The organism is Paenibacillus sp. FSL H8-0175, assembly GCF_045040615.1.
GTDB lineage: Bacteria > Bacillota > Bacilli > Paenibacillales > Paenibacillaceae > Paenibacillus_AQ > Paenibacillus_AQ odorifer.
In genome coordinates this window covers 5,307,074-5,331,358 of sequence record NZ_CP150299.1, presented here as the reverse complement: position 1 = coordinate 5,331,358, position 24,285 = coordinate 5,307,074, and the positions used below count along the sequence as shown (strand labels likewise).

The window sequence follows — 24,285 nt, the reverse complement described above, 5'->3', positions numbered from 1 at the left end:
GGATTATTCTGTGTCAAGTAAAAAAAGGATGAAAAAAAAGCCCTATCTGATCCTATGGTCTAGTGTGTATATTGTTATTTTATGCGTAGTCGTTGCGCTTAATAGTGTGGCTATTTATTGGGATAAGGCTTTAGGCGAATTTATGGGGACGGTTGGGGAAGGTGTTACTTCCTCGGGTACTTCCGAAGTGGACACAGAGTACTATAAAAGTGAATATAGCTCCACTGATGAATTACACAAAGCACAGCAGACACTTGCTGAACAGATTGTTGGGGAAGGTACCGTATTATTAAAGAATGATGATGTTTTGCCTTTACAATCCGGTTCTAAAATCAGTTTGTTCGGGCTGTCTTCTTCTATCGGGGCAGCGTCCGGTTCGGGTTCCGGTGAAGTTAGTGAAGCTTTGGATAATTCATGGAGTAAGTCCATCGGTGATGCAGGTTTTGAAATTAATGAAACGCTATTAAATTTCTATGCAAACTCCGGACATAAGCGCGGCATTGGTACTGCGGCAAGTGATGGTACCGCTAAAGGTGAGTGGAAAGTAGATGAAGTTCCTCAAGCAGAATTCACACAAGAAGTAAAAAACAGTTATTCTGCTTATAAAGATGCGGCGGTGGTTATCTTCTCACGCGGAGGCGGTGAAGGCGGTGACTTACCTACAGAGATGTCCAGACATGAAGGCTCTTCCGACGAGAGTTATCTTGAACTTGATTCGAACGAACGTGACCTGTTGAAAGCGATTAAAGATGCAGGCTTCGAAAAAACAGTAGTTATTATTAACAGTTCCGGTGCTATGGAACTTGGTTTTGCGGATCAGGAAGAATTCGGAGTTGATGCTTGCCTTTGGGTGGCAGGAACAGGTGCTACCGGTATTAATGCAATGGGTAAAGTTCTATCAGGTGAAATCAATCCATCCGGCAGATTGGTTGATACCTATGTATACGATAATTTCTCTTCTCCTGCTATGCAGAACTTCGGTGATTATCGTTACGCTGATGCAAGTGGCAAGCTTACAGATTATTCCTATGTGAACTATGGAGAAGGTATTTATGTCGGCTATAAATACTATGAAACCAGATATGAAGATGTTGTCATGGGAACGGAAAATGTAGGAGATTATAATTATGATTCTACTGTGAAGTATCCGTTTGGTTACGGATTGAGCTATACAGATTTCAAATGGAGTGATTACAGTGTTACCCCGAATGGGGAAGATGTCACTGTAAAAGTAACAGTAACCAATACAGGGAAAGTTGCAGGTAAGGATGTTGTAGGAATTTATTATCAATCACCCTACACTGATTATGATAAAGAAAACGGAATCGAAAAGGCCTCTGTAAATCTTGTTGAATTCGCGAAAACAGGACTGATTGAAGCGGGGCAATCCGAAACCATAGAAATATCCTTTGGCAAAGAAGAAATGGAATCCTATGATGCGAAGGGAGCAAAAACATATATTCTAGAAGACGGTGAATATCATATTACAGCAGCTCCTGATGCACATGCTGGGGTGAATAATATTCTTGCTGCCAAACAATACACAACGGATAACGGAATGACACAAGCTGGTGATGCTGCTATGGTTGGCACATACACAGTGAATGAATTCACTAAGCTGGACAAATCCGCCTCTGGCGGTACCATTACTAATAAATTTGATGAAAGTGTTATCAGCGATTTTACCTATCTCACCAGAAGTAATTGGAAAATGATGGATAACGGTGCTCTGACCTATGCTACCGGAACCATGCAAGGGGTATCTAATGTTACAGACGCAGCAGGTACTGTTGGGACTATAACTGCAGACGAGAATACACTAGCTGCTCTGAAGGAGACGGGTCGAGCTGCTTCGGGAGTCCCTGAGGGCAACAGTTATCCGGAATCTTCAACTTATACCTATGGAACAGACAACGGTTTGGAATTAGTTGATTTACGAGGTAAGGATTATAACGATCCGATGTGGGATGATCTGCTTAATCAAATGAAACTTTCTGAAATGCACTCTTTGTTTGGCAAGGGTGGTTATGGTACATCTGAAATACTCAGTATCAACAAACCTAAGACATTTGAATACGATGGACCATCCGGGATTGCTAACTTTATCTCTGGAGAGAGCAGTTTCTCATTCCCGGCTGAAATTGTTTTGGCGGCTACCTGGAATGTGGAACTTGCTGAGCAGATGGGGAAACTCATCGGTGAAGATGGTATTAGTACAAAGACAAGCGGTTGGTATGCGCCAGCTATTAATACCCATAGAACACCTTTCTCTGGAAGAAACTTTGAATACTTCTCAGAAGATGGTATTCTTTCAGGGAAAATAGCGGTAGCTGAAGTTGGTGGCGTTCAGTCTAAGGGAGTTTATGTATACCTGAAGCATTTTGCACTCAATGATCAAGAAACAAATCGTGCTGCTAATGGTCATGTAGCGACCTGGTCAAACGAACAAGCAATCCGGGAAATCTATCTCAAGCCATTCCAGTATGCGGTAGAGAGAGCGGATGCCCACGGTGTTATGACAGCACTCAACCGTATTGGGACGAAAATGACAAGCGGACATTATAACCTTCTTACAGATGTTTTAAGAGGGGAATGGGGCTTCAAGGGTGTTGCTATAACGGACTACTTAAGCGGTCAAACTGGTGGATCTGTTGACATGATGCTCTCTGCAGGTATGGATTTAGTGCTTGCTACTGCTGCAAACACACTTTCGGATGCAAAACAGGATTGGAGCAGATACGAGCTTAGGGAGGCAGCACACAATGTGTTGTATAATACCGTAAATAGTCTGGCAATGAACGGCTTTGAACACGGTTCTGACTATAAAGCAGGTACTCCTGTTTACAAAATTATTCTTTATGCATTTGACTTGTTAGTGGCTGTAGGTATTCTATTCGGAATAATTTCAGTAGTGAAAAAAGTAAGAATGACTGATGAGCAATATGCAAACCGTAAGAGAATGAGCAAAAAGGCAAAACGTATCCTTTGGATAGTATTAGGTATTGCCATTGTTACTATCGCCATTGTATTCTTTATAGTTGTCCTGCCGCTCCTTCAAAAAGCATTTTTAATGTAGCTGTAAGTACGTAAAAGAATAAATAAAAAGCGCAGGCTGTAATTCACATTGGTGATTTGCAGCCTGTGTATATTTAATGAGAGGTTTTGCTTAAGATTGGATATTAAATTCCGGAAAGGAGGAGTATGTAATATATCTGCAGGAAATTACAATTTTCATGCATGAATTGTGCTAAGCCACCAGTAATAATCCTATAAGCGTAGGAGTGTGAATTATCTTGGAAATACGCATGGCGGATTAGTTGAAATAAAAAATCAGTGGTATATACTCTACCATAGACACACTAATCGTCATTCTTATTCCAGGCAAGCATGGGATGGAACTCATCCATTGTACTTCCAGTTTATGGGGAGAGGGAGTATTGATTTTATGTCATTTGAATTAAAAGCTTCTAAAAAGAGGAATTAAAGATGAAATATAGAGATTTAATTAAGGAAATGACTTTAGAAGAGAAGGCTTCCCTAATGTCAGGGAAAGATTTCTGGACCACTCAAAATATTGATCGTCTTGGAATCAGTAGTATGTTTCTTGCCGATGGTCCGCATGGGATTAGAAAGCAGGCAATAGCATCAGATAAGCTTGGACTTAATGCAGGGATTCCCGCAACTTGCTTCCCAACAGCTGCGACAGTAGCGAATAGCTGGAATGTGGAATTGGGGGAGACAATCGGAGAATATCTTGGGCAAGAGGCTGTTGCACAGAAAGTTAACGTGCTTCTGGGACCTGGTGTTAACATGAAGAGAAATCCCCTATGTGGTAGAAATTTCGAGTATTTCAGTGAAGATCCTTATCTTGCCGGTAAAATGGCTGCTGGTTATATTAGAGGTGTTCAATCACATGGAATTTCAGCTTGTGTGAAGCATTTTGCTGTTAACAATCAGGAAGAAAGACGCATGGCTATTGATACAATTGTTGATGAAAGAACACTCAGAGAAATCTATCTGACTGCATTTGAAATTGCAGTGCAAGAAGGCAAAACTAAAACCGTCATGACTTCCTATAATAAGTTAAACGGGACTTACACCAATGAAAACATGCACTTAATGCAAGAGATTTTGCGGAACGAATGGGATTTTAACGGAGTGGTGGTCACTGATTGGGGCGGCAGTAATGATCGCATAGCCGGACTGCTAGCCGGTAATGAGCTGGAAATGCCAACAACCGCAGGGGAAACAGATCGGGAAATTATTCAGGCGATTCATACCGGAAAAATTAAAGAAGAAGTACTGGATGAATGTGTAGACAGATTACTGGAGCTTATTTTTACAACAGAAGAAGCCTATAAGAAGATTCATGTTGATTTTGACGTGGAAAGGCATCATAGAGTAGCACAGAAGGCTGCGGAAGAGTCTATTGTCCTATTAAAAAATGAGGGGAATATACTACCGCTGAAATTCGGTAAAAAAGTTGCGGTAATTGGAGATTTTGCCAAAGATGCACGATACCAGGGGGCAGGATCCTCTATTGTAAATCCTACCATTCTGGATCATACATTAAATTGTTTTGAAGAATCGGGAATTATCAGTATTGGTTTTGAAGCTGGCTTTGAACGCTACGGACAGAAAAATATTGAAAAAGTAAAAAGCGCATGCCTGCTTGCGGAAAAAGCAGATGTTGTTCTTCTATATATTGGCCTGGATGAAGTTACTGAAGCAGAGGGACTTGACAGGCAGAATATGAAAATTCCTGAGAATCAGATAGATTTGTTAGATGCCGTATTTAATGTTAATCCCAATATTGTGGCGATTCTTTCTTGCGGTTCTGCAGTTGAAATGCCATGGATTGGTAAAGTACGAGGATTAGTACACGGTTATTTAGGCGGACAAGCAGGAGCACGATCCATTCTTAGAGTTTTGTCGGGTGATGTGAATCCTTCAGGCAAATTAGCTGAAACATTCCCCCTCCAATATGAGGACACACCTTCTCTTCTTCATTTCTCAGGTAAAGAGGTTACTGTTGAGTATAGGGAAAGTATTTTTATTGGTTATCGTTATTATGATACTGCCAATATTGATGTGCTCTTTCCGTTTGGATTCGGGCTCAGCTATACAACCTTTGAATACTCGGATATTCAGATTGCTAAGGAGGGAGTAACATTTAAGCTAACCAACGCGGGGCGAGTTGCCGGAATGGAAATTCCGCAGCTTTATATCCGATGTAAATCTGATGCAATATTCAGACCTAATATGGAGTTGAAGGGATTTGTTAAGATTTTTATAAATGCGGGTCAAACGAAGACGATAACTATTCCATTTGACGACAAGACATTCCGCTATTTTAATGTAACAACAAATCAATGGGAAATTGAAGAAGCGGAGTATGAGATTATCATTGGTGCTTCAAGCGCTGATATCAGACTAACCGGTATCCTTGCGGTAGAGGGGACGGGAGCTCCTATCCCATATAACAAGGTTAAGCTTCCATCGTATTATTCTGGAAAAGTAAATAATGTCGGTCTAGAGGAATTTGAGTACTTGCTTGGAGATAAGGTGCCTATATCCACATGGGACCGGACACAACCGCTTAGTTACAATGATACGATTGCGCAATGTCAGTATGCAAAGGGCAGATTTGCAAGATTAGCCTATCATACAATCGTTTTTGCACATTGGTTTTTGAGGAAAATAGGCAAGCGGGACACAGCGAATCTAATAATGATGTCCATTTATCATATGCCGTTCAGAGGAATAGCAAGAATGACGGGCGGTGTAGTGAATATGCCAATGCTGGACGGGATTTTAATGATTGCAAACGGGCATTTCTTTAAAGGATTGAATCATGTAATAAAAGAAAGAAGAAAGATGCGAAAATACCGTAAAAGCATCAATACACTGGAAATAGGCAGTAGGCAGAGATATGAATAAAGACGCATTAGAATGTTTTATTAAAGTGTATGAGAAGAAAAGCGTGACGTCGGCGGCCAAGGACTTGTTTATATCTCCGCAAGGATTAAGTAAAACTATAAAACTGTTAGAATTAGATGTAGAAGCAGAGTTATTCTTCCGAGGTCCCCATGGAATGGAGGCTACTGATTGCGGAGAGTTATTGTATGCACGGGCTAAACATCTCTGTTATCTTATGGATGATATCAAGAAAGAAATTGGTATCATGAGTGGAGGAAAGAGCACTTTAAATGTCTTGGTTAATTTCTCCACAACACCTTCTGTTCCACCAGATATATTGTTTGGATTTACCAATATGTATCCACAATTCCAAATGAGACTAAGAGAATTCCCGGATGAGTATCCAATTGGCCGGATATTTCAAGAGGAGTTTGATGTCGGGATCGTATTGGGACAGCAGGAAATTGATAATTGTGAAATTGAATTAATTCAATTATGTGAAGTAGTAGCGGTTGTATCCAAAAATCATCGGTTGGCAGGAAGAGATGAGATTTCGATAATGGAATTAGAACATGAACAACTTGTCTTGAAATCTGTGGAAAAAGGGAAAGAGCACAGTTTAATAGATAAATGTTTAGAACATGGGTTTACACCTCATGTTGTTCATGAATTTAGTAATATTGCTACTGCTCACATACTCTGCGAAGAGAGTGGATATCTAGCCATTTCAGTAGATCTTATGGAAGAGTTCTATAGCAATGAAAATTTAAAAATTATAAGATTAATCGAGAAGATTCCCCAGAATATTTATTTGGTCAGTAGAAAAAGAGATATTCAGACTAGAGCAGTTTCGTTATTTCTTAGTTATATTAAAAATTATATTAATGAGAAAACAGGTCATATTGATGTGGAGTAATACATCATATGACCTGTTTTTTATGCTTTAAACTAAAAGTTTATCCCTCTAACTTTTTGGTTGATGGAGAATTCAATAGATAGGGGGTAGTATAAAAAGTGCAGGATGAAACTTAAAATTTACGTATATATATAAAATGTAAGGGAGGGGGAGTAAGTAAATGAAAGCGTAGACAATCCCCTTTCTTATAATTGGAGAGAGTTCCTGTAGGTGGAGACATACTAAATTACAAAAAGAGGAATCTAAATGAAACATAAAAGTTTGATTGGAAAAATGACTTTGGAAGAGAAAGCATCTTTAATGTCAGGAAAAGATTTTTGGACCACTCAAAACATAGATCGTCTTGGAATCCCTAGCATATTTTTGGCGGATGGACCGCATGGCATTAGAAAACAGGCAGCAGCAGCAGATCATCTAGGCCTTAATGCCAGTATTCCGGCAACCTGTTATCCAACTGCTGCGACAGTAGCCAATAGCTGGAACTTGGAACTTGGCGAAAAGCTTGGAGAGTATCTTGGGGAGGAAGCCGTTGCACAGCAAGTCAATGTTCTTCTAGGACCTGGTATTAATATGAAAAGGAATCCTCTTTGCGGAAGAAACTTTGAATATTTCAGTGAAGATCCATACCTTGCCGGTAAGATGGCTGCCGGTTACATTCGAGGTATTCAATCGCATGGGATTTCAGCATGTGTGAAGCATTTTGCAGTGAACAACCAAGAAGAGCGACGGATGTCGATTGATACTATTGTCGATGAAAGAACGCTTAGGGAAATCTATCTGACTGCATTTGAAATTGCAGTTAAGGAAGGCGAAACGAAAACGGTTATGTCCTCCTATAATTTGTTGAACGGAAGTTACACAAATGAAAGCACGCATTTGATGAAAGAAATCCTGCGGGATGAATGGGATTTCAATGGGGTAGTGGTAACTGATTGGGGCGGCAGTAATGATCGTGTAGCAGGCTTGTTAGCAGGTAACGAATTGGAGATGCCAACAACAGCAGGCGAGACCAATGAGGAAATCATTCGAGCCATTCGAAGCGGAGAAATCGCAGAAGAAGTATTAGATGAATGTGTAGATAGACTGCTTGAGCTTATTTACACAACAGAGATAGCTTCTAGTAGGCCTAAAGAGTATAGTGTGGAAAAGCATCATAAGGTAGCACAGTGGGCCGCAGAAGAGTCTATAGTTCTTCTTAAAAATGACGAGAAAATATTACCCCTGAAAAAAGGGAAAACGGTTGCCGTGATTGGAGATTTTGCAAAAGCCCCTAGATACCAGGGAGCTGGATCCTCTATCGTAAATCCAACCATACTCGATAATGTTTTAGAATGTTTTGACAATTCGGATATTGTCAGCATCGGATATGAGCCGGGATTTGAACGTTACGGGAAGAAGAATTCAAAAAAAATAAGCAAGGCTTGTGATATTGCTAAAAAGGCAGATGTTGTCCTTCTCTATATGGGACTTGATGAAGTTACGGAAGCTGAAGGATTAGACAGGAAAAGCATGAAGATACCGGAGAACCAGATTGATTTATTAAATGCTTTGTATGAAGTGAACCCCAACATTGTGGTGATTCTCTCTTGTGGTTCTGTGGTAGAAATGCCCTGGATTAATAAGGTTAAAGGATTGGTGCATGGTTATTTAACTGGGCAAGCTGGTGCGAGAGCCACAGTCAGGATTTTAACAGGTGATGTAAATCCTTCGGGAAAGCTGGCAGAAACTTATCCCGTTCGTTATGAAGATACCCCTTCCTATTACCAATTTCCGGGCAAGGAGGTTAGCGTTGAGTATAGAGAGAGCATTTATATTGGCTACCGTTATTATGATACGGCAAATAAGAAGGTGCTTTTCCCGTTTGGTTACGGACTTAGCTATACAAACTTTGAATACTCGAACATTCAGGTATTCAAGGATCAGGTAACATTTAACTTGACTAATACCGGAGATGTATCCGGTATGGAGATTGCTCAACTGTACGTAGGTTGTATGTCAAAGGATATTTTCAGAGCTAACAAGGAATTGAAGGGATTTACTAAAGTATTTCTAGAAGCGGGTGAAACTAAAGAAGTAACCCTGTCATTTGATGATAAAACCTTCCGCTACTTCAATGTAAAAACAAATAAATGGGAAGTTGAAGAAGCGGAGTACACGATCAATATTGGTGCTTCAAGTGCTGAGATCAGATTAAAAGGCACCTTATTGGTGGAAGGAACAGGTGCACCACTTCCATATGATAAGAAGAAGCTTCCTACCTATTATGCAGGTGTAGCAAGCAATGTCAGCTTAGATGAATTTGAGAACCTAATTGGATATAAAGCGCCTGTGTCTAAATGGGATAGATCACAACCACTGGGTTATAATGATACGATTGCCCAGTGCCAGTATGCAAAGGGGGGCGCTGCAAGATTTGCATACCATTTGATGGTTTTTGCACATTGGTTCTTAATTAAGATTGGAAAAAGAAGTACAGCTAATATCATCATGATGTCTATCTATCACATGCCCTTCAGAGGTGTTGCGAGAATGACAGGCGGTATTATGAATATGCCAATGCTGGATGGAATCCTGATGATCGTAAATGGTCGTTTCTTCAAAGGATTCAATCATGTACTAAAGGAAAGAAGTAAAATGGTGAAGGTCGCTAAGGTAAAAAAGACCATACCAAACGCGATAAAGGAGACGTAGAATAAAATGAACGATGTAAATATTAATAATAAAAAATCAGGTACGGGTTTAGTGGGGGCTTGGAATAATTACAAGGAAAAGCATCCTAGTATTGCCCAGTTTCTAGTCTTCTTTTTGCTTAGTACCGGAATGACCGTATTACAACTGATTATGATGCCTGTGTTCAAAGGTATATTCGCACAAACATCATTAGTCGATACAAGCTTTCGAATTTTGCAGTTTGGCCATAATTTTGATGGAAGTGATTATTATCTTTTTGATTATGGATCAGGTTCACTTGCTTCCGGCGGTGGAGGCGGGCTTGCCTATTTCCTCGCAGTTCAAATTACGATTGGAATTGCCCAGATCATTAACTTTTTCTTACAGCGGAATATTACATTTAAGTCTAACAGCAATATTTGGACGGCTGCCTTCTGGTATGTATTGGCTTATTTTGTAATAACAATAGGCGCTGCTGCAGCTCAAGGGTTTTACAAAGCCCCTGTTTATAACTTGTTGATGAATACTTGGGGGATGGGCTCATTTGGTGAAACAGCAGCAGATCTTATTACAATGATGATTAATGCTGCAATTTCCTTCTGGGTATTCTATCCGATATTTAAAGTGATTTTTAAGCAAAATCCAGAAAAATAGGGAAGTAAAGGTAGTGTTCGTATGAAACTATTATCAGTGGTAATTCCTTGTTATAACTCACAAGACTATATGAGATATTGCATTGAGTCCCTTTTGCCGGGGGGCGAGGATGTAGAGTTGCTGATAGTAAATGATGGCTCCATGGATCAGACCGGAGAAATTGCGGATGAATATGCCCACAAATATCCGTCTATAATTAGAGTAATTCATCAGGAGAATGGCGGACATGGAGAAGCTGTTAATGCCGGTATCCGAAATGCGAACGGGTTGTACGTAAAGGTAGTGGACAGTGATGATTGGGTAGATACAAGGGCCTATCTCAAAATTCTAAAAACCCTACGTGATTTTGGTACAGCAGAGAACTCTATGGATATGGTTATTAGTAATTTTGTATATGAAAAAGAAGGCGCAAAATATAAGAAAATTATGAAATATGATAATGTGCTTCCAGAGGGAATCGTTTTCTCCTGGGACGATATTAAGCGTTTTCGTAAAGGACAATATATCTTGATGCATTCTTTAATTTACAGAACCCAGCTATTAAAGGACTGTGGACTGGAGCTTCCGAAACACACCTTTTATGTAGATAACTTATTCGTATATGTACCGCTCCAGCATGTTAAGAAAATGTACTATATCAATGTGGATTTTTACAGATATTTCATTGGCAGAGAAGATCAATCGGTCCAAGAAAATGTCATGATTAAAAGAATCGATCAACAGATTAAGGTTAACAAGCTTATGATTGAGCAGGTACAAATTAGTAATATTGAAAGTCCAAAGCTTCAGCAATATATGCTTCATCATTTGGAAATAGTGACGGTTATATCCGGTTTCTTCTTAATACGTTCAGGAACGGCTGAGAATCTTGAGAAGAAGAAGGAACTATGGAGGTATATCAAGCACAAAGACGTAGAGCTGTATCGTGATCTCAGATATGGTATTATGGGTGGTTTATTGAACTTACCAGGCCGCCCGGGACGCAGTATTTCAGTTGGAGCATACAAAATAACACAAAGACTAGTTGGTTTTAACTAAAACATTGATAATCGCTATAAGCCTTGAACGGGTGTGGAAGAGACTCCGAACCATTTCGCCGTGGTTCCATCTCTGCACTCGTTTTTTCTTTGCATAGCAAAATATTATTGGAGAGTGACATTTATGAATAAAAAATATGACTATCTAATAGTAGGGGCAGGTTTATATGGTGCTGTGTTCGCTCATGAATTGAGAAAAGCAGGGAAAACATGCCTGATCATCGATAAACGGGACCATATCGCAGGAAATATATATACCGCAAAGGTTGATGGTATTCAGGTGCATAAATATGGTGCGCATATTTTTCATACCAGTAATAAGGAGGTGTGGATTTATCTAAACCAGTTTGCTGAATTCAACAGATACATTAATAGTCCTATAGCAAATTATCATGGTGAAATCTATAATTTGCCCTTTAATATGAATACATTTAATAAAATGTGGGGAGTTGTAACACCGGATGAGGCCAAGAAGAAGATAGAACAGCAGCGTAAAGAAAATTATGTTGAGAACCCTCAGAATTTAGAGGAGCAGGCTATAAACCTGGTTGGCCTAGATGTATATAACAAACTCATTCGTGGCTACACGGAGAAGCAATGGGGTCGTTCCTGCAAAGAAATACCTGCATTTATTATCCGCAGACTGCCCGTTAGATTTACTTACGATAATAATTATTTCGATGATCCCTATCAGGGTATACCCGTAGGCGGATATACGGGAATGATTAAACGAATGATTGAAGGCATTGAAGTGAGGCTGGGGACAGATTACCTTGAAGATAAAGTGAAATGGGATGAACTCGCTGAAAAGATAGTCTATACAGGCCCAGTCGATGCGTATTACGGCTACAGATTTGGTGTTTTAGAGTATAGAAGCTTAAGGTTTGAAACAGAGGTTATAAATATGACTAACTATCAGGGAAATGCTGTAGTGAATTATACAGACAGCAGAACACCGTATACTCGCATAATTGAGCATAAGCACTTTGAATTTGGCACTCAGCCTAAGACAGTGATTAGCCGAGAATACAGTGAAGAATGGAAACGGGGGGACGAGCCCTATTATCCCATAAATGATAGCAAAAACAGTGTGCTGTATGAAAAGTATAAAGCATTAACAGAAACTCAAAGCAATGTTATATTTGGCGGCCGCCTAGGGGAATACAAGTATTATGATATGGATAAGGTTGTAGAAGTTGCTTTACAGAAGGTACGAGAGGTTTTGCAGTCTGCATTATGATCCGAATGAATTAATACTTCCGCTGCACCTTGAAGAAAAGGAGTTTAACTAAATTGAATATTACCCGAACACTTCGTTTTAGATTAACACTACTCATTTTGATGCTGACGCTCATACCTCTGTTTAGCCTTGCCATATTTCAAATTAATCAGTTTGAAAGCGGAACCACTCACAGCATTGATAACCAAAAACTGGATTTAGCAGAAAGCAATATTACCACCATTGACCGCTGGCTGAACACTAAGGTTTCAGCCATTAATGAGGTGCTGAGTGCAACGAAAGGATATTATCAACTAGACGCATCACAGAAATTAGCTGCCGTTCAAGCGGTTGATAAGACTGATGAGGAAGTCGTTTCAATCACTGTTATAGAAGCAAGTAACGAGGAAGATAGTGACTTGGCAAATCAAGAGTTTTATCAAAGAGCAAGGAATACGAAAGAACCGGTCATAAGCGATTTACTCCCCGGTTTTACAACTGAAGCGAACCTAATTATGCTCGCTGTCCCATATCTGGATGACAAGAATGAGTATCAAGGTATGATTATAAGTGTTTTTACTGGGAGTGCATTGAAGCAATCCATTGGACAAATTCAACTTGAGAAAACAGGATATGGAGTACTGCTATCCAGCAAAGGAGACTTCATGTATCATCCTGATGCTGAAAAATTGAACACTAATTATCAAAATACGCTAAAAAGCGAAAGTATGCTTGATGCATTCACTAATTCAATTTTAGTAAAGGAACACGGATCAATTCTTTATACCGATGATGACGGTATAAAGAGAACTGCAGCTTTCTCTACAGTTCAAAGTACAGGTTGGAAAGTACTCGTTACTGTGCCGGAGGAAGAAGCCTATGCACAGGTTCATTCAGCACTTACAACTACCAGGATTATCATTATATTTACCATAGTATTGGTAATTCTTATTTCAATCACTATAACAGGCTTAATTACTACTCCCATAAAACGTCTTTCTAAGTTTGTGAATTTTATGGCGCAAGCTGATTTTACATCAGTTATTCCTGCGAATATAGCAAAGCGCAAAGATGAGGTAGGGCAATTGGCTCAATCTTTGGAGAAAATGTCAGGATCTATTCGTGAGATCCTTAATCAGGTGAACGAAGAAACATCGAATGTGAAATCTAATATCACCCATTCTGCGCATAGCATGTACGTGCTGGGAACTCAGGTTGAGGAGGTTTCAGCAACAACCGAGGAGATGTCAGCCGGTATGGAAGAAACAGCGGCGATGGCCCAGCAAATGAGCGAAACTTCTGCGGAGATTAAGCAAGCCGTAAGTTCGATTGCTGATAAGGCTCAAGTTGGATCTGCTATGGCTGAAATGATTTCTGATCGAGCGAAACAGTTGAAGGAGACAGCAATAGCCTCAAGGGATGCAGCACATATAATATACAATGCCATTGATACAGAATCTAGATTAGCGATTGAACAAGTCACGGCTGTTGAGCAGATTCATCTATTGACAGACTCTATTCTGCAAATTACATCTCAAACGAATCTGTTGTCGTTAAATGCCGCAGTAGAGGCTGCTCGTGCTGGGGAAGCAGGCAAAGGATTTGCTGTAGTTGCAAGCGAGATTCGGAAATTGGCAGAGAATTCGGCAAACACGGCTAGTGAGATCCAGAGGGTCACATATAATGTAATTGATTCTGTAAAGGGATTAACATTAAGTTCTAGAAAAGCATTAGAGTTCATTGATAAGAAGGTCATTAAGGATTATAACGCGATGGTCGATACTGGGGAACAATATTACAAAGATGCTGAGTCTATACAACTTCTGGTTACAGATTTCAGTGTGACCGCAGAACAATTACTAGCTTCCATACAAAATGTGGTTTATTCCATTAATGAAATCACCGCTTCAAATAATGAAAATGCTCAAGGAACAAGCGACATTGCGGATCGATCCTCGGAATTGCTTAGCCAATCTGCGGAAGTAGCTAAGCTCATGAAAGTCTCAGAGGAAACCGCACAAAAGTTACTGACAGCTGTGTCTAAATTTAGAATATAATAGTATGATTGCTTTTATGCTGAGCCAGACCTTGCATCTATAGAGGGTCTGACTCGGACTCTTTTAGTAAGAAGTACGGTGAATTTAATATCAAATAAATGAATTTAACATAAATTTTGCGGATGCAGATAATTCTCTCTTACTCTCTGGAGTGTCCTTGCCTGTAGTGGTGAAAGCATGGAAACAGTTTGTATACTCGGTTGTCTCAACGAATACACCTGCTTTTCTGGCTTTCTCAGCAACATATTTACTGTCAATGGCCAGAAACTCACCTTTATCATACACAATCTTCATTGGTGGCAAACCTTTAAAATCAGCAAGGATAGGTGAAATATAAGGATTCTTTAGATCTTGATTAGGGGCATACATCTTTGTAAGCTGATTCATACCAGCAGCGGATACTGTTGTTTCATCAGGACTATCTTTTCTCACTATTCTACCTGACATATCTGCGACAATACTATTAATAACAAGTGATGCAGGTAATTTGAACTTCTCATCCCGTGCCTTTAAGGCAATCACTAAAGATAAATAAGCGCCGCCACTTTCTCCAATAATGCTTATTTTGCTATCTGGATTTTTTTCGACTAGATGTTTATAAACTGCGTAGGAGTCATCAAATCCTGCAGGAAAAGGATCTTCCGGAGCTAATCGGTATGAACAGGCAACTACTGTACAACCTGTGGCGAGCGCTAACTGAGAAGAGTACGGGCCTGCAGTTAGGCGATCTCCCGTAACTAATCCTCCACCATGAACATAATAGACGATGTTATTACTAATAGGATTCTCAGGTTTAAAGATGGCAACATCGACTCCAGCGAAAGTATCCAAATGTAACGCTACACCCTTCTCAACTAAATACTTCCACAAATATCTCAGGATAATCCGTTGAGATATTATCATTTTCAATATAATGGGTCATAAAACCAACTGCGATATTAGCGCACATATTTGCTTCCATTTCTGCATGAGGTCCATGAGAAGAAGCAAGATATTCTTCCTGAATAAATTTTTTTAATGCGCTGATAATATCTATTTGTTCCGTCCTGATTTTCATCAGAGATTTTAACGCGGTTCTATTTTTAATGAAATATGCGCTGCTCAGATCATTGATTTCGCTGAAATGTACTGGTTGCTTTATCTTTGACAATAATTTTCTCGAAGGGCTTATTTTGCAGCAGCTCTAAAAATGCATTCATAATATTTCTGTCCGTTCGCTTATATTGCAGATTTTATCATTTGGTTTTTCGTTATCTAAATGAAGCATTCCGGTTGAACTGATATGAGAGTAGGATTTTGGATGTCGACTTGTCCCAGAATATTTTCGTGCCAGCCTGGAGAGTCCTCTCCGTTCTGTAGTTTCGGTAGACGGAAGCCAGTTCATCCTGTCTGGAACAGCGCCGGAGCATGTCTCCCCTAACTACTTCAACATCGAGGAACCCGTCCGGTATGGAGAGAAGGGATTAAATTACACAGGACGGTTAGCCATCATTCACCAAGGCGGGGGATTAAAGGCAGATCTGAACGGTTTGCATGTTTTCGGTGCCACCAGTGCTACCCTTTACTTCAGCGCAAGCACATCGTTTGATACACATACAGGCGCCAGCAGCCCCGGCCGGGACCCTGAGAAGCTTACAACTGAAATCATGGGGGCAGCCCTTGCTCAAGAGTACTCTGATCTCTTCAACCGACACCTTGAGGATTACCGCCGGTTGTTTGGCAGAGTCTCCCTGTATCTCGGAGAGAGTCCCGCTCCTGAAGACATGCCGACTGACAAGCGCATCGCCGAGTACGGAGCCCGCGATCCCGGCTTAGTAGAGCTTTTGTTCCATTATGGACGTTATCTGCTTATCGCGAGCTCGCGTCAGGGAACCCAGCCGGCGAATCTTCAGGGAATCTGGAACGAAGACACCCGGGCACCCTGGAGCAGCAATTACACCCTGAACATCAATACCGAAATGAATTATTGGGCTGCAGAGACCTGTAACATGGCTGAACTACATGAGCCGTTGATCCGGTTTATTGAGCGGCTGTCCGAGAACGGCAAAAAGACGGCGGAAATTAACTACGGAGCAGGGGGCTGGGTGGTGCATCATAATTCCGATTTGTGGGCGCAGACGGCGCCGGCTGGTGAGTACGGGCATGGGGAGCCGGTCTGGGTGTTATGGCCAATGGGCGGCGTCTGGTTAACCCAGCATCTATGGGAGCATTATGCCTTTAGCGGTGACAAGGAGTTCCTGCGAAATGTAGCCTACCCGGTAATGAAGGAGGCTTCGTTATTCTGCCTGGATTGGCTGGTGGAGGATGATGAAGGTTTCCTGGTGACCTCACCATCCACTTCCCCGGAGCACAGGTTCCGGACGGATAATGGGCTGCATGAAGTGACTAAGGCTTCCACTATGGATCTTATATTAATCCGTGAACTGTTTGACAACTGCTCTAAGGCCGCAGAGCAGCTGGATGTAGATCAGGATTTCACCGCAATACTGGCGAACCGGCTTCAGAGGTTAAGACCCCTTCGGATTGGCAGTAAAGGACAACTACAGGAATGGGCCGGGGATTATGAGGATGAGGATGTACCTCACCGTCATGTTTCCCACCTTGCAGGAGTATATCCGGGACGGACGGTTACAGAGCATATTGACCCGGAGCTGTATAAGGCAGCTAAGCAATCATTGGATATCCGGGGCGATGAAGGAACGGGATGGAGTCTCGGATGGAAGATCAGCCTATGGGCCAGATTCAAACAGGGCAACCGCGCCTTAGGCTTACTCTCGAATTTGCTGACACTTGTAAGTTCGGGGGATTCGGAAACTCGTAGAGGGGGCGTGTATGCCAATCTGTTCGATGCCCATCCTCCATTTCAAATTGACGGTAACTTCGCAGCAACGGCCGGAATTGCAGAGATGCTGCTGCAGTCTCATCAAGACTATATCGAGCTGTTGCCGGCGCTCCCCGGGAATTGGAGGGACGGTTATGTCAAGGGACTGCGGGCCAGAGGAGGCTATGAGGTTGATGTGGAATGGAATGACGGGCACTTATCAGCAGCGGAGATTAGAGCTTCGATTACGCAGACCTGCCATGTGCGGGCTGACCGCATGCTGCATATCACCTCCGGCGGCAACGAAGTCAGTGGGCAGCAAATGACGGATGGAAGTGTTGCTTTCCAAGTTGAACAGGGGAAATGTTATTCGCTGTTGAATAGATTAGGAGAGAAGGGGCTATCCCAAACGCCATGAAATGGCTGCTTGGTGTAGCCCTTATTTGTGCGGATGGTAATAGGTAATCTTTACGTGGCTCGACTCTTAGCTTCATGTTCAACCAGACGTTGCAATAATTCCTTCGAAGCCTTCATACCTCTGCCCTGAAGCTGCCCCTCTGCAATCGAATTCCGTATAGATTCTACATCCTGGGCCTTCACCTTACCGCCATGATGGAAACGATTGAACGCCTGATAATCTAACGGCAGCATATCTTGTTCCATTTTAAGATGTATTTTGGCTGTCAGGTAGGGGCCCATCACTAAACCCATAATCTTGCCGATCAGACCATGCTTGGGCAAGGCTGCTATTTCACCCTGCGCACGGCAGGCGAGCCGCCAAAGATCTTTATTGGCGATAACGGCCGTGAAATTCGGCCAGCCTGCGATATCACAGGCGGCATACACGGGAAAACCTATGCTTGAGTAAATATTGAACATAGCCGGACTGACCTGACCACAGCGTGAGACCCCGGATTCATTATACAGTGCCACAAATTGCTTGGCTGCTAGTTTATTATTATTTTCGACCTGGAAACCGATCTTGTTCGCTGGATGTTTGTAACAGACAATGGCTTGGGCAATGAGTTTGGGGTCTGTGGGTTCACGTACAGGCAAGCCTGCCTTGGACTGATGACTTAATGTCCCCAGTATTCCTCTCAACAGTTGGTTTTCCGGAATTCTCATGGTTAGAAGATAATGTTCACGAATCCCGCTTCCAAACGCATTCATAATTACTGTAGTTGTAGAGTTACGAACGATATCACCCAATCGGGATAACATAGCTGCGCCTTCTGGTGAACGGCTCACACTGCCGTCTAATGTAATAATAATAAATGAATACTGCTGAGGCTGTATTTCTTCTATATCCTCTATGACATTAAAGCCGCTGAATTCTTTCAACGTGGCATCGTCATAGCAATATAGCTTCTGAGGAGGATCGAAGGCTGCTTTACGTCCTTTTCGTACAAGAAAGGTAATACCGGCGCCTGATAAGTGGAGATGGTATCCTACAGAGAAACCTACTGCTCCAGCACCTACTATAAGAATGTTTGTTTTATTTGAGGGAATTGTCATTGTAGTTCATCTCCTTAACGATTCATTAAGTGAACACTTGTTGATTTAATATCGTAAAGACAGTATAATCTACACATCTAAGCAATCACAATCATCAATGTATTTGCAAATGGTATGAAGTAAACAGATTACATCTATTATGTTGATCGGATAGAACAAGGGGGAGCTTATGGTTGGAATTAAGAATAATAGAAGAACTAAATATACGATCAATCTCATTAAGGAGAGCTTCCTGTTTCTCTTGGAAATCAAAAAATTACCGCAAATAACGGTTACTGAAATATGCAACCGCGCAGATATTAACCGTGGTACTTTTTATTTGTACTACAAAGATCCTTATGAATTATTTGAAGTTATGCAGAATGAATTTAATAATGAATTAGCGGAAACATTGCAAGAAGGAGACAAGCCCTGTACATCTGAAGAATCCATGATCAACCTGTTGAACATCATTCAAGATAAGAAAACCATGTATCAGATCCTAATTTCGGAGAGTGGAAAAAGCGGGTTTTTAACACGAATCTTACTTGAGCAAAACTCGAACGAACCGTTTATAATGGACTATTCCTTCACATACAAGGTTCATGGGTCGATTGGAGTTATTAATCAGTGGCTCGCGTCAAATGACGGAGAAAGCCCGCAAACCATTGCCAGACTCATTCTTTCCTTGGGTCATGAGAACATAAACGTTCGAAAATAGGTTCTAAGAGACTTTTTAGAAATCTATATAATAATTGCTGCAATAATGTACTACATTCAATCGACTCTTTCGATGTATTCTTAAAGAATATATTGAAGGGGGCCTCACTGTGAATATCGTATCATTCCTATTATATTGTTTTATTGTTACTTTTACGCCTGGACCCACAAACATTGTCATATTATCTACTGTTAATAATTTCGGGTCAAAAAAAGCTATGAGATATACGTACGGAGCAACCATTGCCTTTGGCATGCTTCTTGCGGTATCTGCTGTTTTGAATACTGCTCTAATCACAATTATTCCGAAGATACTAATTTATATGCAAATTATTGGTAGCTTATATATGCTTTATTTGGGGTATCAAATCTCAAAAATGAATACTTCTAAATCATCTACAAACCAAACGGGTACTTTTTCATCCGGCTTCTTCATGCAGTTCTTAAATCCTAAGGTAATCATATTTACGTTGACGGTATTGCCGAATTTTATTATGCCATATTATGATTCGGTACCAGTAATTTCAATAAGTGTTGCGGTTGTAACCCTTATCGGATTTTTAGCATTTGCAACTTGGGTTCTTTTCGGTACAATCTTCAAGGAGTTTTTACAGAGAAACCAGAAAGTAGTTAATTTCCTTATGGCATTATTTATGGTGTACGCAGCAGTAATGATCTGGATATAGGGATGAGGGATGTTTCGTGAACAAATTTATCTATAAGAGATCAGCTGGTATTACTGCGTTATCAGCACAGATTAGCGATTTTGAGTACAAAAATCACTCTCATCAAGAATATGCAATTGGCGTAACATTACGCGGTATTCAACATTATCATTTGAATGGCAACTTACAGCTATCTCATCCAAAAGGAGTTATGTTATTTAATCCGGAACAAACACATGACGGAAGAGCATATGACAAAATAGGGCTTGATTATATTATGCTTTATATCGAACCACAAATGATTCTAGATCTTATAGAGAAAAAGGATGTTGTACGTCTTTTAGAACCTGTTGTGTACAGTTCTAAGCTAAGACAAAAAGTGTTAAGTCTTTTTCGCGCTATATCAAATGAAAGAGATGAGGCATTATGCTACGACTTGTTTATTACTTTAATAGAAAGCCTTATGCAAACCGATCTCTCTTCAGATTATAAAAGAGATGATACTGTAATTCGGAGAGCGAAAAATATTATTCATCAAACGAACTTGGAGAGCATGCTTAGAATCGATGATATATGTAGTGAGCTTGATCTATCTAAATTTCAATTCATCCGTTTTTTTAAGGCGCATACGGGAATCACTCCATATCAATACTTTCTTAATTTAAAGGTTGACTATGCGAAGCGGATAATTGAAACCTATGGAGATATTTATTTAGCGGTAGCTATGTGTGGTTTTGTAGATTTAACTCATTTAAATAAATTATTTAAGAATGTTTATGGGACAACCGCATTTGATTACATGTCACATATAAAAAACTAATGATATACTAACTCAACAGTTTGAGGAGGAAGTGTGCTTGATACAAACAACTGATTTACTAAAAATGAAGCGAAATCAAGATAAAATTGTAATGATTACTGCCTATGATTATCCTTCTGCAAAACTTGCAGAGAAAGCGGGCGTAGACGTCATTTTAGTTGGGGATTCACTAGGAATGGTTGTTTTGGGATATGATTCAACCATTCCTGTTACACTCGAAGATATGATTCATCATACAAAAGCCGTCAAACGAGGAGCAAAAGAGACCTTTATCATTACAGATATGCCTTTCTTAACCTATCATCTATCAGTTAAAGATACATTACTTAATGCCGGAAAATTAATTCAGGAAGCCGGTGCCCACGCAGTGAAACTTGAAGGTGCCGATGACGTAATCGAACATATTGCAGCCCTGACGAGTGCGGGGATTCCTAGTTGCGCGCATCTTGGCTTAACCCCGCAAACAGTCGGCGTCTTAGGAGGATATAAGGTACAGGGGAAAGATGCAGTAGCAGCTAAGAAACTGTTGGAAGATGCTAAAAAATGTGAAGCTGCAGGGGCATTTGCTCTTCTTTTGGAATGTGTACCAAGACAACTCGCAGGGGAAGTATCCCAAGTACTTTCGATTCCGGTCATAGGTATAGGTGCCGGTGTAGATGTAGATGCCCAGGTTCTTGTCTACCATGATATAATTGGTTATGGTGTTGAGAGAGTTGCTAAGTTTGTAAAACAGTATCAATCAATGGATAATCAAATATTAGACGCTATTAAAGCGTATACTGTTGATGTGAGAAATAGTCAGTTTCCTGAAGAGAGACACTCCTTTACGATGAAGGAAGAAGAATTGAATGCACTCTATGGAACAAAATGAATTCATCTGTAGCTATAGAGTAAAACGTTACTTTATTTGCTCCCTCACTGTAGTGAATGCCCGATATCTGTTTAATAGAGGAATTGTCGATACTGCCTAACCTCAGTAAGTACTAAAGATAATATGATTGCTGAAATGTTTAAGGTTGCCTTAGAGCTCGAAGAACCATGGAAATTGACACATATAGAATATGATAATAAAGACGAGGCCTGGTATCTATTCATCGACTTCGAGCGGAGCGCGATGTTCTCTTGTCCGTCCTGTGGTGCTGCATGTAAAGCCTATGATGCGGAGAAGAAGGTGTCATCTGGATTTTTGGAATTGGAAAACTTATATGCACGCCCGTGTCCCTCGGACCAACTGCACAAACTGCACAAGGTGACCCTCGTTCCTGTAAAGTGGTCACGTCCCCTATCCCACCTCACGCTGCAATTCGATGCTTGGGCCATGCGGCTTATGGCGGAGATGTTGGTCAATGCAGCCGCAAGAGAACTTCGAGAACACAATACACGGATGTGTCTGATTTTTCATTACTACGTCTATGTAGCCATGAATGAACTGGATCTGACGGGTATGAAACGAATTGCTGTAGACGAAACTTCATCCCGTCGGGGCCATCGCTACATCACTTTATTTGTAGATGTAGATACCAAAACGGTGTTGTTTGCAAATGAAGGAAAGGGTAAAGAGACGCTAGAGACATTCGAGGCATTCAGGAACAGTTCCCTGAGGCTGAGAGTACCTTTGATAAGTTTCAAGTCATGAAAATGGTGAATGGGGCCGTTGATGAAGTTCGCAAAGAAGAACAAAAGCGAGTTCCTGAATTGAATAACAGTCGATATCTGTGGCTAAAAAGGTATCTACCTTAAAGAACGAACAGAAGCTGAAACTGGAAAAACTAAAGGACGGGCACTTCCAAATGGGAAAATCTTACCGCTTAAAGCTATCTCTGCAGGAGCTCCGGACACAGCCTCAAATTCTAGCCGATGTCTATTTACGGGAATGGATGGGGTGGGCTAGACGCAATGTTGTCAGGTTAAGCATTTATAGCCCTCGCCTCTTGGTTTTTTTATTAGCTTTTGTCTGTTTGTCGCGCGTGAAGGAGCGACCCTTGACGACAGGAACAATATTACGCTGTAGTTCTTCCAGAAAGCGAGCCTGTAGAGTCTCCCGTTTTCCATCATCCTCTTCCAACGCCATTTCAATGAGCCGGTTACGTAGTTTGCCGACCAAGATATTTTGGTTTATTCGATACTCGCTGTACTTCAGGGGCTCCGTTCGTTTAGTTTCCATCATTTGTTCCTCAGCCTCTTGTTCCCTTACGGAAGCCATGTTGCAGCAGAACCCTAGCGTAGAAGTCCTGCTCAATGAGTTGGGGCTCCTGTCCCGAAAATTCTCAATCTCAAACTTCTGTTTCAAATCATCAAAGCAAGTTTCATTTCCCCATCTTAAATACAGCGGCTTACTCGCTTCGTAACTCAGTTCATCCGCGCTGACGTTCGTCAGCAGGATTTCCGTTTCGCCGGTGGACAGCTCTATTTTCTAGACTCGAACGTGCAACACTGTTCCCGGCGGAATGATCTTACCCTGCTTCTTAAGCTGGTAGGCTCTGGCTTTCGTAATTTCTATCGTTACGTTTTCATCCGGCTGAATGGTGTTCATGATTTCTTTGTAGAATGATCCTTGTGCCCGCATCAAGTAAGCGATCCCTCTCTCTTGCAAGTACAACAAGAAGTCCGCAGACGGATAACCACGATCAAATTGAATTAGATTTCGAACTGAGGATGACTCCAACTGCAACAGATGTTCAATATTGCGTTTGGCCAAATCGCGTTCATTATCGTCATATCGACTGAGACAGGTGCTTACAATCAGTTTGTTTTCCACTTCGTACAAATGGGAAGAGAGAGCTCTGGCGATCCGAAACCCAATCTTGTATGTTGTGGTATACCCATAAACACTCCGAGTTTCCGAGGTATTGGGTAGTTCCATCACGCTGCCATTCATCGGCAGTAGCCGAAAACCGTGGTGCGTTTTTAAAGCATTCTCTTCGTAGAAGGCTCGAACTAATTCGTCGTTCAGCATCGTAAACGCAGTGGGAGAGAATTTTTGTCTGGCTTCGGAGAACGATTGTTTCGTGTATGTGGTTTTTGCTGCTTCTTCTGGCATAAATCGCTCTCGAAACTCATCCAACTCTAACTGTGTTGGTTTTCGAACCATTCGAAGGACGAGCAGCAGCAACGGAATAAATCCCATTTTTCGATTTCGTTTAAAATCTTTCTCGTACCGCTTTGCACTTTCTTTAAATTCATCGCTTTTCATCTTGTTAAACACATGGGATATCGTAGTGGATTTGTTTTTTCACACGGATTCATCCATTCCTATCGTTTACCTCTGCTATACCAATTTCTACTAACCTGAC

The 24,285-nt window shown here is 41.0% G+C and carries 18 protein-coding genes and 1 pseudogene; 14 read left to right on the top strand and 5 right to left on the bottom strand.

Annotated elements, in window-relative coordinates:
* Positions 1-10 precede the first annotated feature (10 nt).
* The 8 genes from MHH46_RS23695 to MHH46_RS23660 all read left to right on the top strand — a co-directional run bounded on the left by MHH46_RS23695 (position 11) and on the right by MHH46_RS23660 (position 14,472).
* Entirely contained in the window at positions 11-3,076 is a 3,066-nt protein-coding gene (locus tag MHH46_RS23695) for a glycoside hydrolase family 3 N-terminal domain-containing protein (RefSeq protein ID WP_076191922.1), read from the top strand.
* A gap of 410 nt (positions 3,077-3,486) precedes the next feature.
* On the top strand, positions 3,487-5,940 hold the full coding sequence (locus MHH46_RS23690; protein ID WP_076191916.1) for a beta-glucosidase: 2,454 nt from the start codon (positions 3,487-3,489) through the stop codon (positions 5,938-5,940).
* The gene (locus MHH46_RS23685; protein ID WP_076191914.1) at positions 5,933-6,835 is read left to right on the top strand and encodes a LysR family transcriptional regulator; all 903 of its coding nucleotides are present in this window, start codon (positions 5,933-5,935) and stop codon (positions 6,833-6,835) included. Before MHH46_RS23690 ends, MHH46_RS23685 begins: the two co-directional genes overlap by 8 nt.
* Positions 6,836-7,081: 246 nt before the next feature.
* Entirely contained in the window at positions 7,082-9,526 is a 2,445-nt protein-coding gene (locus tag MHH46_RS23680; RefSeq protein WP_076191912.1) for a beta-glucosidase, read from the top strand.
* 6 nt (positions 9,527-9,532) lie between these two features.
* The gene (locus MHH46_RS23675) at positions 9,533-10,159 is read left to right on the top strand and encodes a hypothetical protein (protein WP_076191910.1); all 627 of its coding nucleotides are present in this window, start codon (positions 9,533-9,535) and stop codon (positions 10,157-10,159) included.
* A gap of 21 nt (positions 10,160-10,180) precedes the next feature.
* Positions 10,181-11,197: a glycosyltransferase family A protein gene (locus MHH46_RS23670; RefSeq protein WP_076191908.1), complete on the top strand. Its 1,017-nt coding sequence runs from the start codon at positions 10,181-10,183 to the stop codon at positions 11,195-11,197.
* A gap of 123 nt (positions 11,198-11,320) precedes the next feature.
* Entirely contained in the window at positions 11,321-12,436 is a 1,116-nt protein-coding gene (gene glf / locus MHH46_RS23665; protein WP_076191905.1) for a UDP-galactopyranose mutase, read from the top strand.
* A 53-nt stretch (positions 12,437-12,489) separates the two neighbouring features.
* Entirely contained in the window at positions 12,490-14,472 is a 1,983-nt protein-coding gene (locus MHH46_RS23660; protein ID WP_076191902.1) for a methyl-accepting chemotaxis protein, read from the top strand.
* Positions 14,473-14,562: 90 nt separating this feature from the next.
* Here MHH46_RS23660 and MHH46_RS23655 read toward each other — a convergent pair whose 3' ends face one another.
* Positions 14,563-15,303 carry an alpha/beta hydrolase gene (locus MHH46_RS23655; RefSeq protein ID WP_076191900.1) on the bottom strand — a complete coding sequence of 247 codons (741 nt, stop codon included), beginning with the start codon at positions 15,301-15,303 and terminating at the stop codon, positions 14,563-14,565.
* Between the two features lie 19 nt (positions 15,304-15,322).
* Positions 15,323-15,622, bottom strand: coding sequence for a hypothetical protein (locus MHH46_RS23650; RefSeq protein ID WP_076191898.1), 300 nt, complete (start codon positions 15,620-15,622; stop codon positions 15,323-15,325).
* Between the two features lie 379 nt (positions 15,623-16,001).
* Here MHH46_RS23650 and MHH46_RS23645 point away from each other — a divergent pair, with 379 nt between their 5' ends.
* Positions 16,002-17,711 carry a glycosyl hydrolase family 95 catalytic domain-containing protein gene (locus tag MHH46_RS23645; RefSeq protein ID WP_076191895.1) on the top strand — a complete coding sequence of 570 codons (1,710 nt, stop codon included), beginning with the start codon at positions 16,002-16,004 and terminating at the stop codon, positions 17,709-17,711.
* A gap of 50 nt (positions 17,712-17,761) precedes the next feature.
* On the opposite strand, the gene MHH46_RS23640 is transcribed toward MHH46_RS23645, so the two are convergent.
* A complete protein-coding gene (locus tag MHH46_RS23640) occupies positions 17,762-18,808 on the bottom strand; it encodes a ketopantoate reductase family protein (protein WP_076191892.1) in 1,047 nt (348 codons plus the stop codon).
* A gap of 169 nt (positions 18,809-18,977) precedes the next feature.
* Between MHH46_RS23640 and MHH46_RS23635 the strand changes: the two genes are divergently transcribed.
* The 5 genes and pseudogenes from MHH46_RS23635 to MHH46_RS23615 all read left to right on the top strand — a co-directional run bounded on the left by MHH46_RS23635 (position 18,978) and on the right by MHH46_RS23615 (position 22,732).
* Positions 18,978-19,508 (top strand): TetR/AcrR family transcriptional regulator, encoded by a 531-nt coding sequence (locus tag MHH46_RS23635; RefSeq protein WP_076191889.1) that lies wholly within the window; start codon positions 18,978-18,980, stop codon positions 19,506-19,508.
* A 109-nt stretch (positions 19,509-19,617) separates the two neighbouring features.
* Positions 19,618-20,193, top strand: a complete 576-nt coding sequence (locus tag MHH46_RS23630) for a LysE family translocator (RefSeq protein WP_076191887.1) — start codon at positions 19,618-19,620, stop codon at positions 20,191-20,193.
* A 16-nt stretch (positions 20,194-20,209) separates the two neighbouring features.
* Positions 20,210-20,992 carry an AraC family transcriptional regulator gene (locus MHH46_RS23625; RefSeq protein WP_076191884.1) on the top strand — a complete coding sequence of 261 codons (783 nt, stop codon included), beginning with the start codon at positions 20,210-20,212 and terminating at the stop codon, positions 20,990-20,992.
* Positions 20,993-21,029: 37 nt separating this feature from the next.
* Complete coding sequence (panB, locus tag MHH46_RS23620) at positions 21,030-21,863, top strand: 3-methyl-2-oxobutanoate hydroxymethyltransferase (protein ID WP_076191882.1); 834 nt, start codon at positions 21,030-21,032, stop codon at positions 21,861-21,863.
* A gap of 123 nt (positions 21,864-21,986) precedes the next feature.
* Positions 21,987-22,732: pseudogene (locus MHH46_RS23615) on the top strand (transposase).
* A gap of 175 nt (positions 22,733-22,907) precedes the next feature.
* Here the strand turns inward: MHH46_RS23615 and MHH46_RS23610 are convergent.
* The gene (locus tag MHH46_RS23610) at positions 22,908-23,231 is read right to left on the bottom strand and encodes a hypothetical protein (RefSeq protein WP_076191877.1); all 324 of its coding nucleotides are present in this window, start codon (positions 23,229-23,231) and stop codon (positions 22,908-22,910) included.
* A 174-nt stretch (positions 23,232-23,405) separates the two neighbouring features.
* Positions 23,406-24,185 carry a hypothetical protein gene (locus tag MHH46_RS23605; RefSeq protein ID WP_076191875.1) on the bottom strand — a complete coding sequence of 260 codons (780 nt, stop codon included), beginning with the start codon at positions 24,183-24,185 and terminating at the stop codon, positions 23,406-23,408.
* Positions 24,186-24,285 lie beyond the last annotated feature (100 nt).

Coding starts and splice junctions, on each gene's coding strand:
- MHH46_RS23690 (WP_076191916.1), top strand. CDS start 3,487: ATGAAATATAGAGATTTAATTAAGGAAATGACTTTAGAAGAGAAGGCT.
- MHH46_RS23685 (WP_076191914.1), top strand. CDS start 5,933: ATGAATAAAGACGCATTAGAATGTTTTATTAAAGTGTATGAGAAGAAA.
- MHH46_RS23680 (WP_076191912.1), top strand. CDS start 7,082: ATGAAACATAAAAGTTTGATTGGAAAAATGACTTTGGAAGAGAAAGCA.
- MHH46_RS23675 (WP_076191910.1), top strand. CDS start 9,533: ATGAACGATGTAAATATTAATAATAAAAAATCAGGTACGGGTTTAGTG.
- MHH46_RS23670 (WP_076191908.1), top strand. CDS start 10,181: ATGAAACTATTATCAGTGGTAATTCCTTGTTATAACTCACAAGACTAT.
- glf (WP_076191905.1), top strand. CDS start 11,321: ATGAATAAAAAATATGACTATCTAATAGTAGGGGCAGGTTTATATGGT.
- MHH46_RS23640 (WP_076191892.1), bottom strand. CDS start 18,808: ATGACAATTCCCTCAAATAAAACAAACATTCTTATAGTAGGTGCTGGA.
- MHH46_RS23635 (WP_076191889.1), top strand. CDS start 18,978: ATGGTTGGAATTAAGAATAATAGAAGAACTAAATATACGATCAATCTC.
- MHH46_RS23605 (WP_076191875.1), bottom strand. CDS start 24,185: ATGAAAAGCGATGAATTTAAAGAAAGTGCAAAGCGGTACGAGAAAGAT.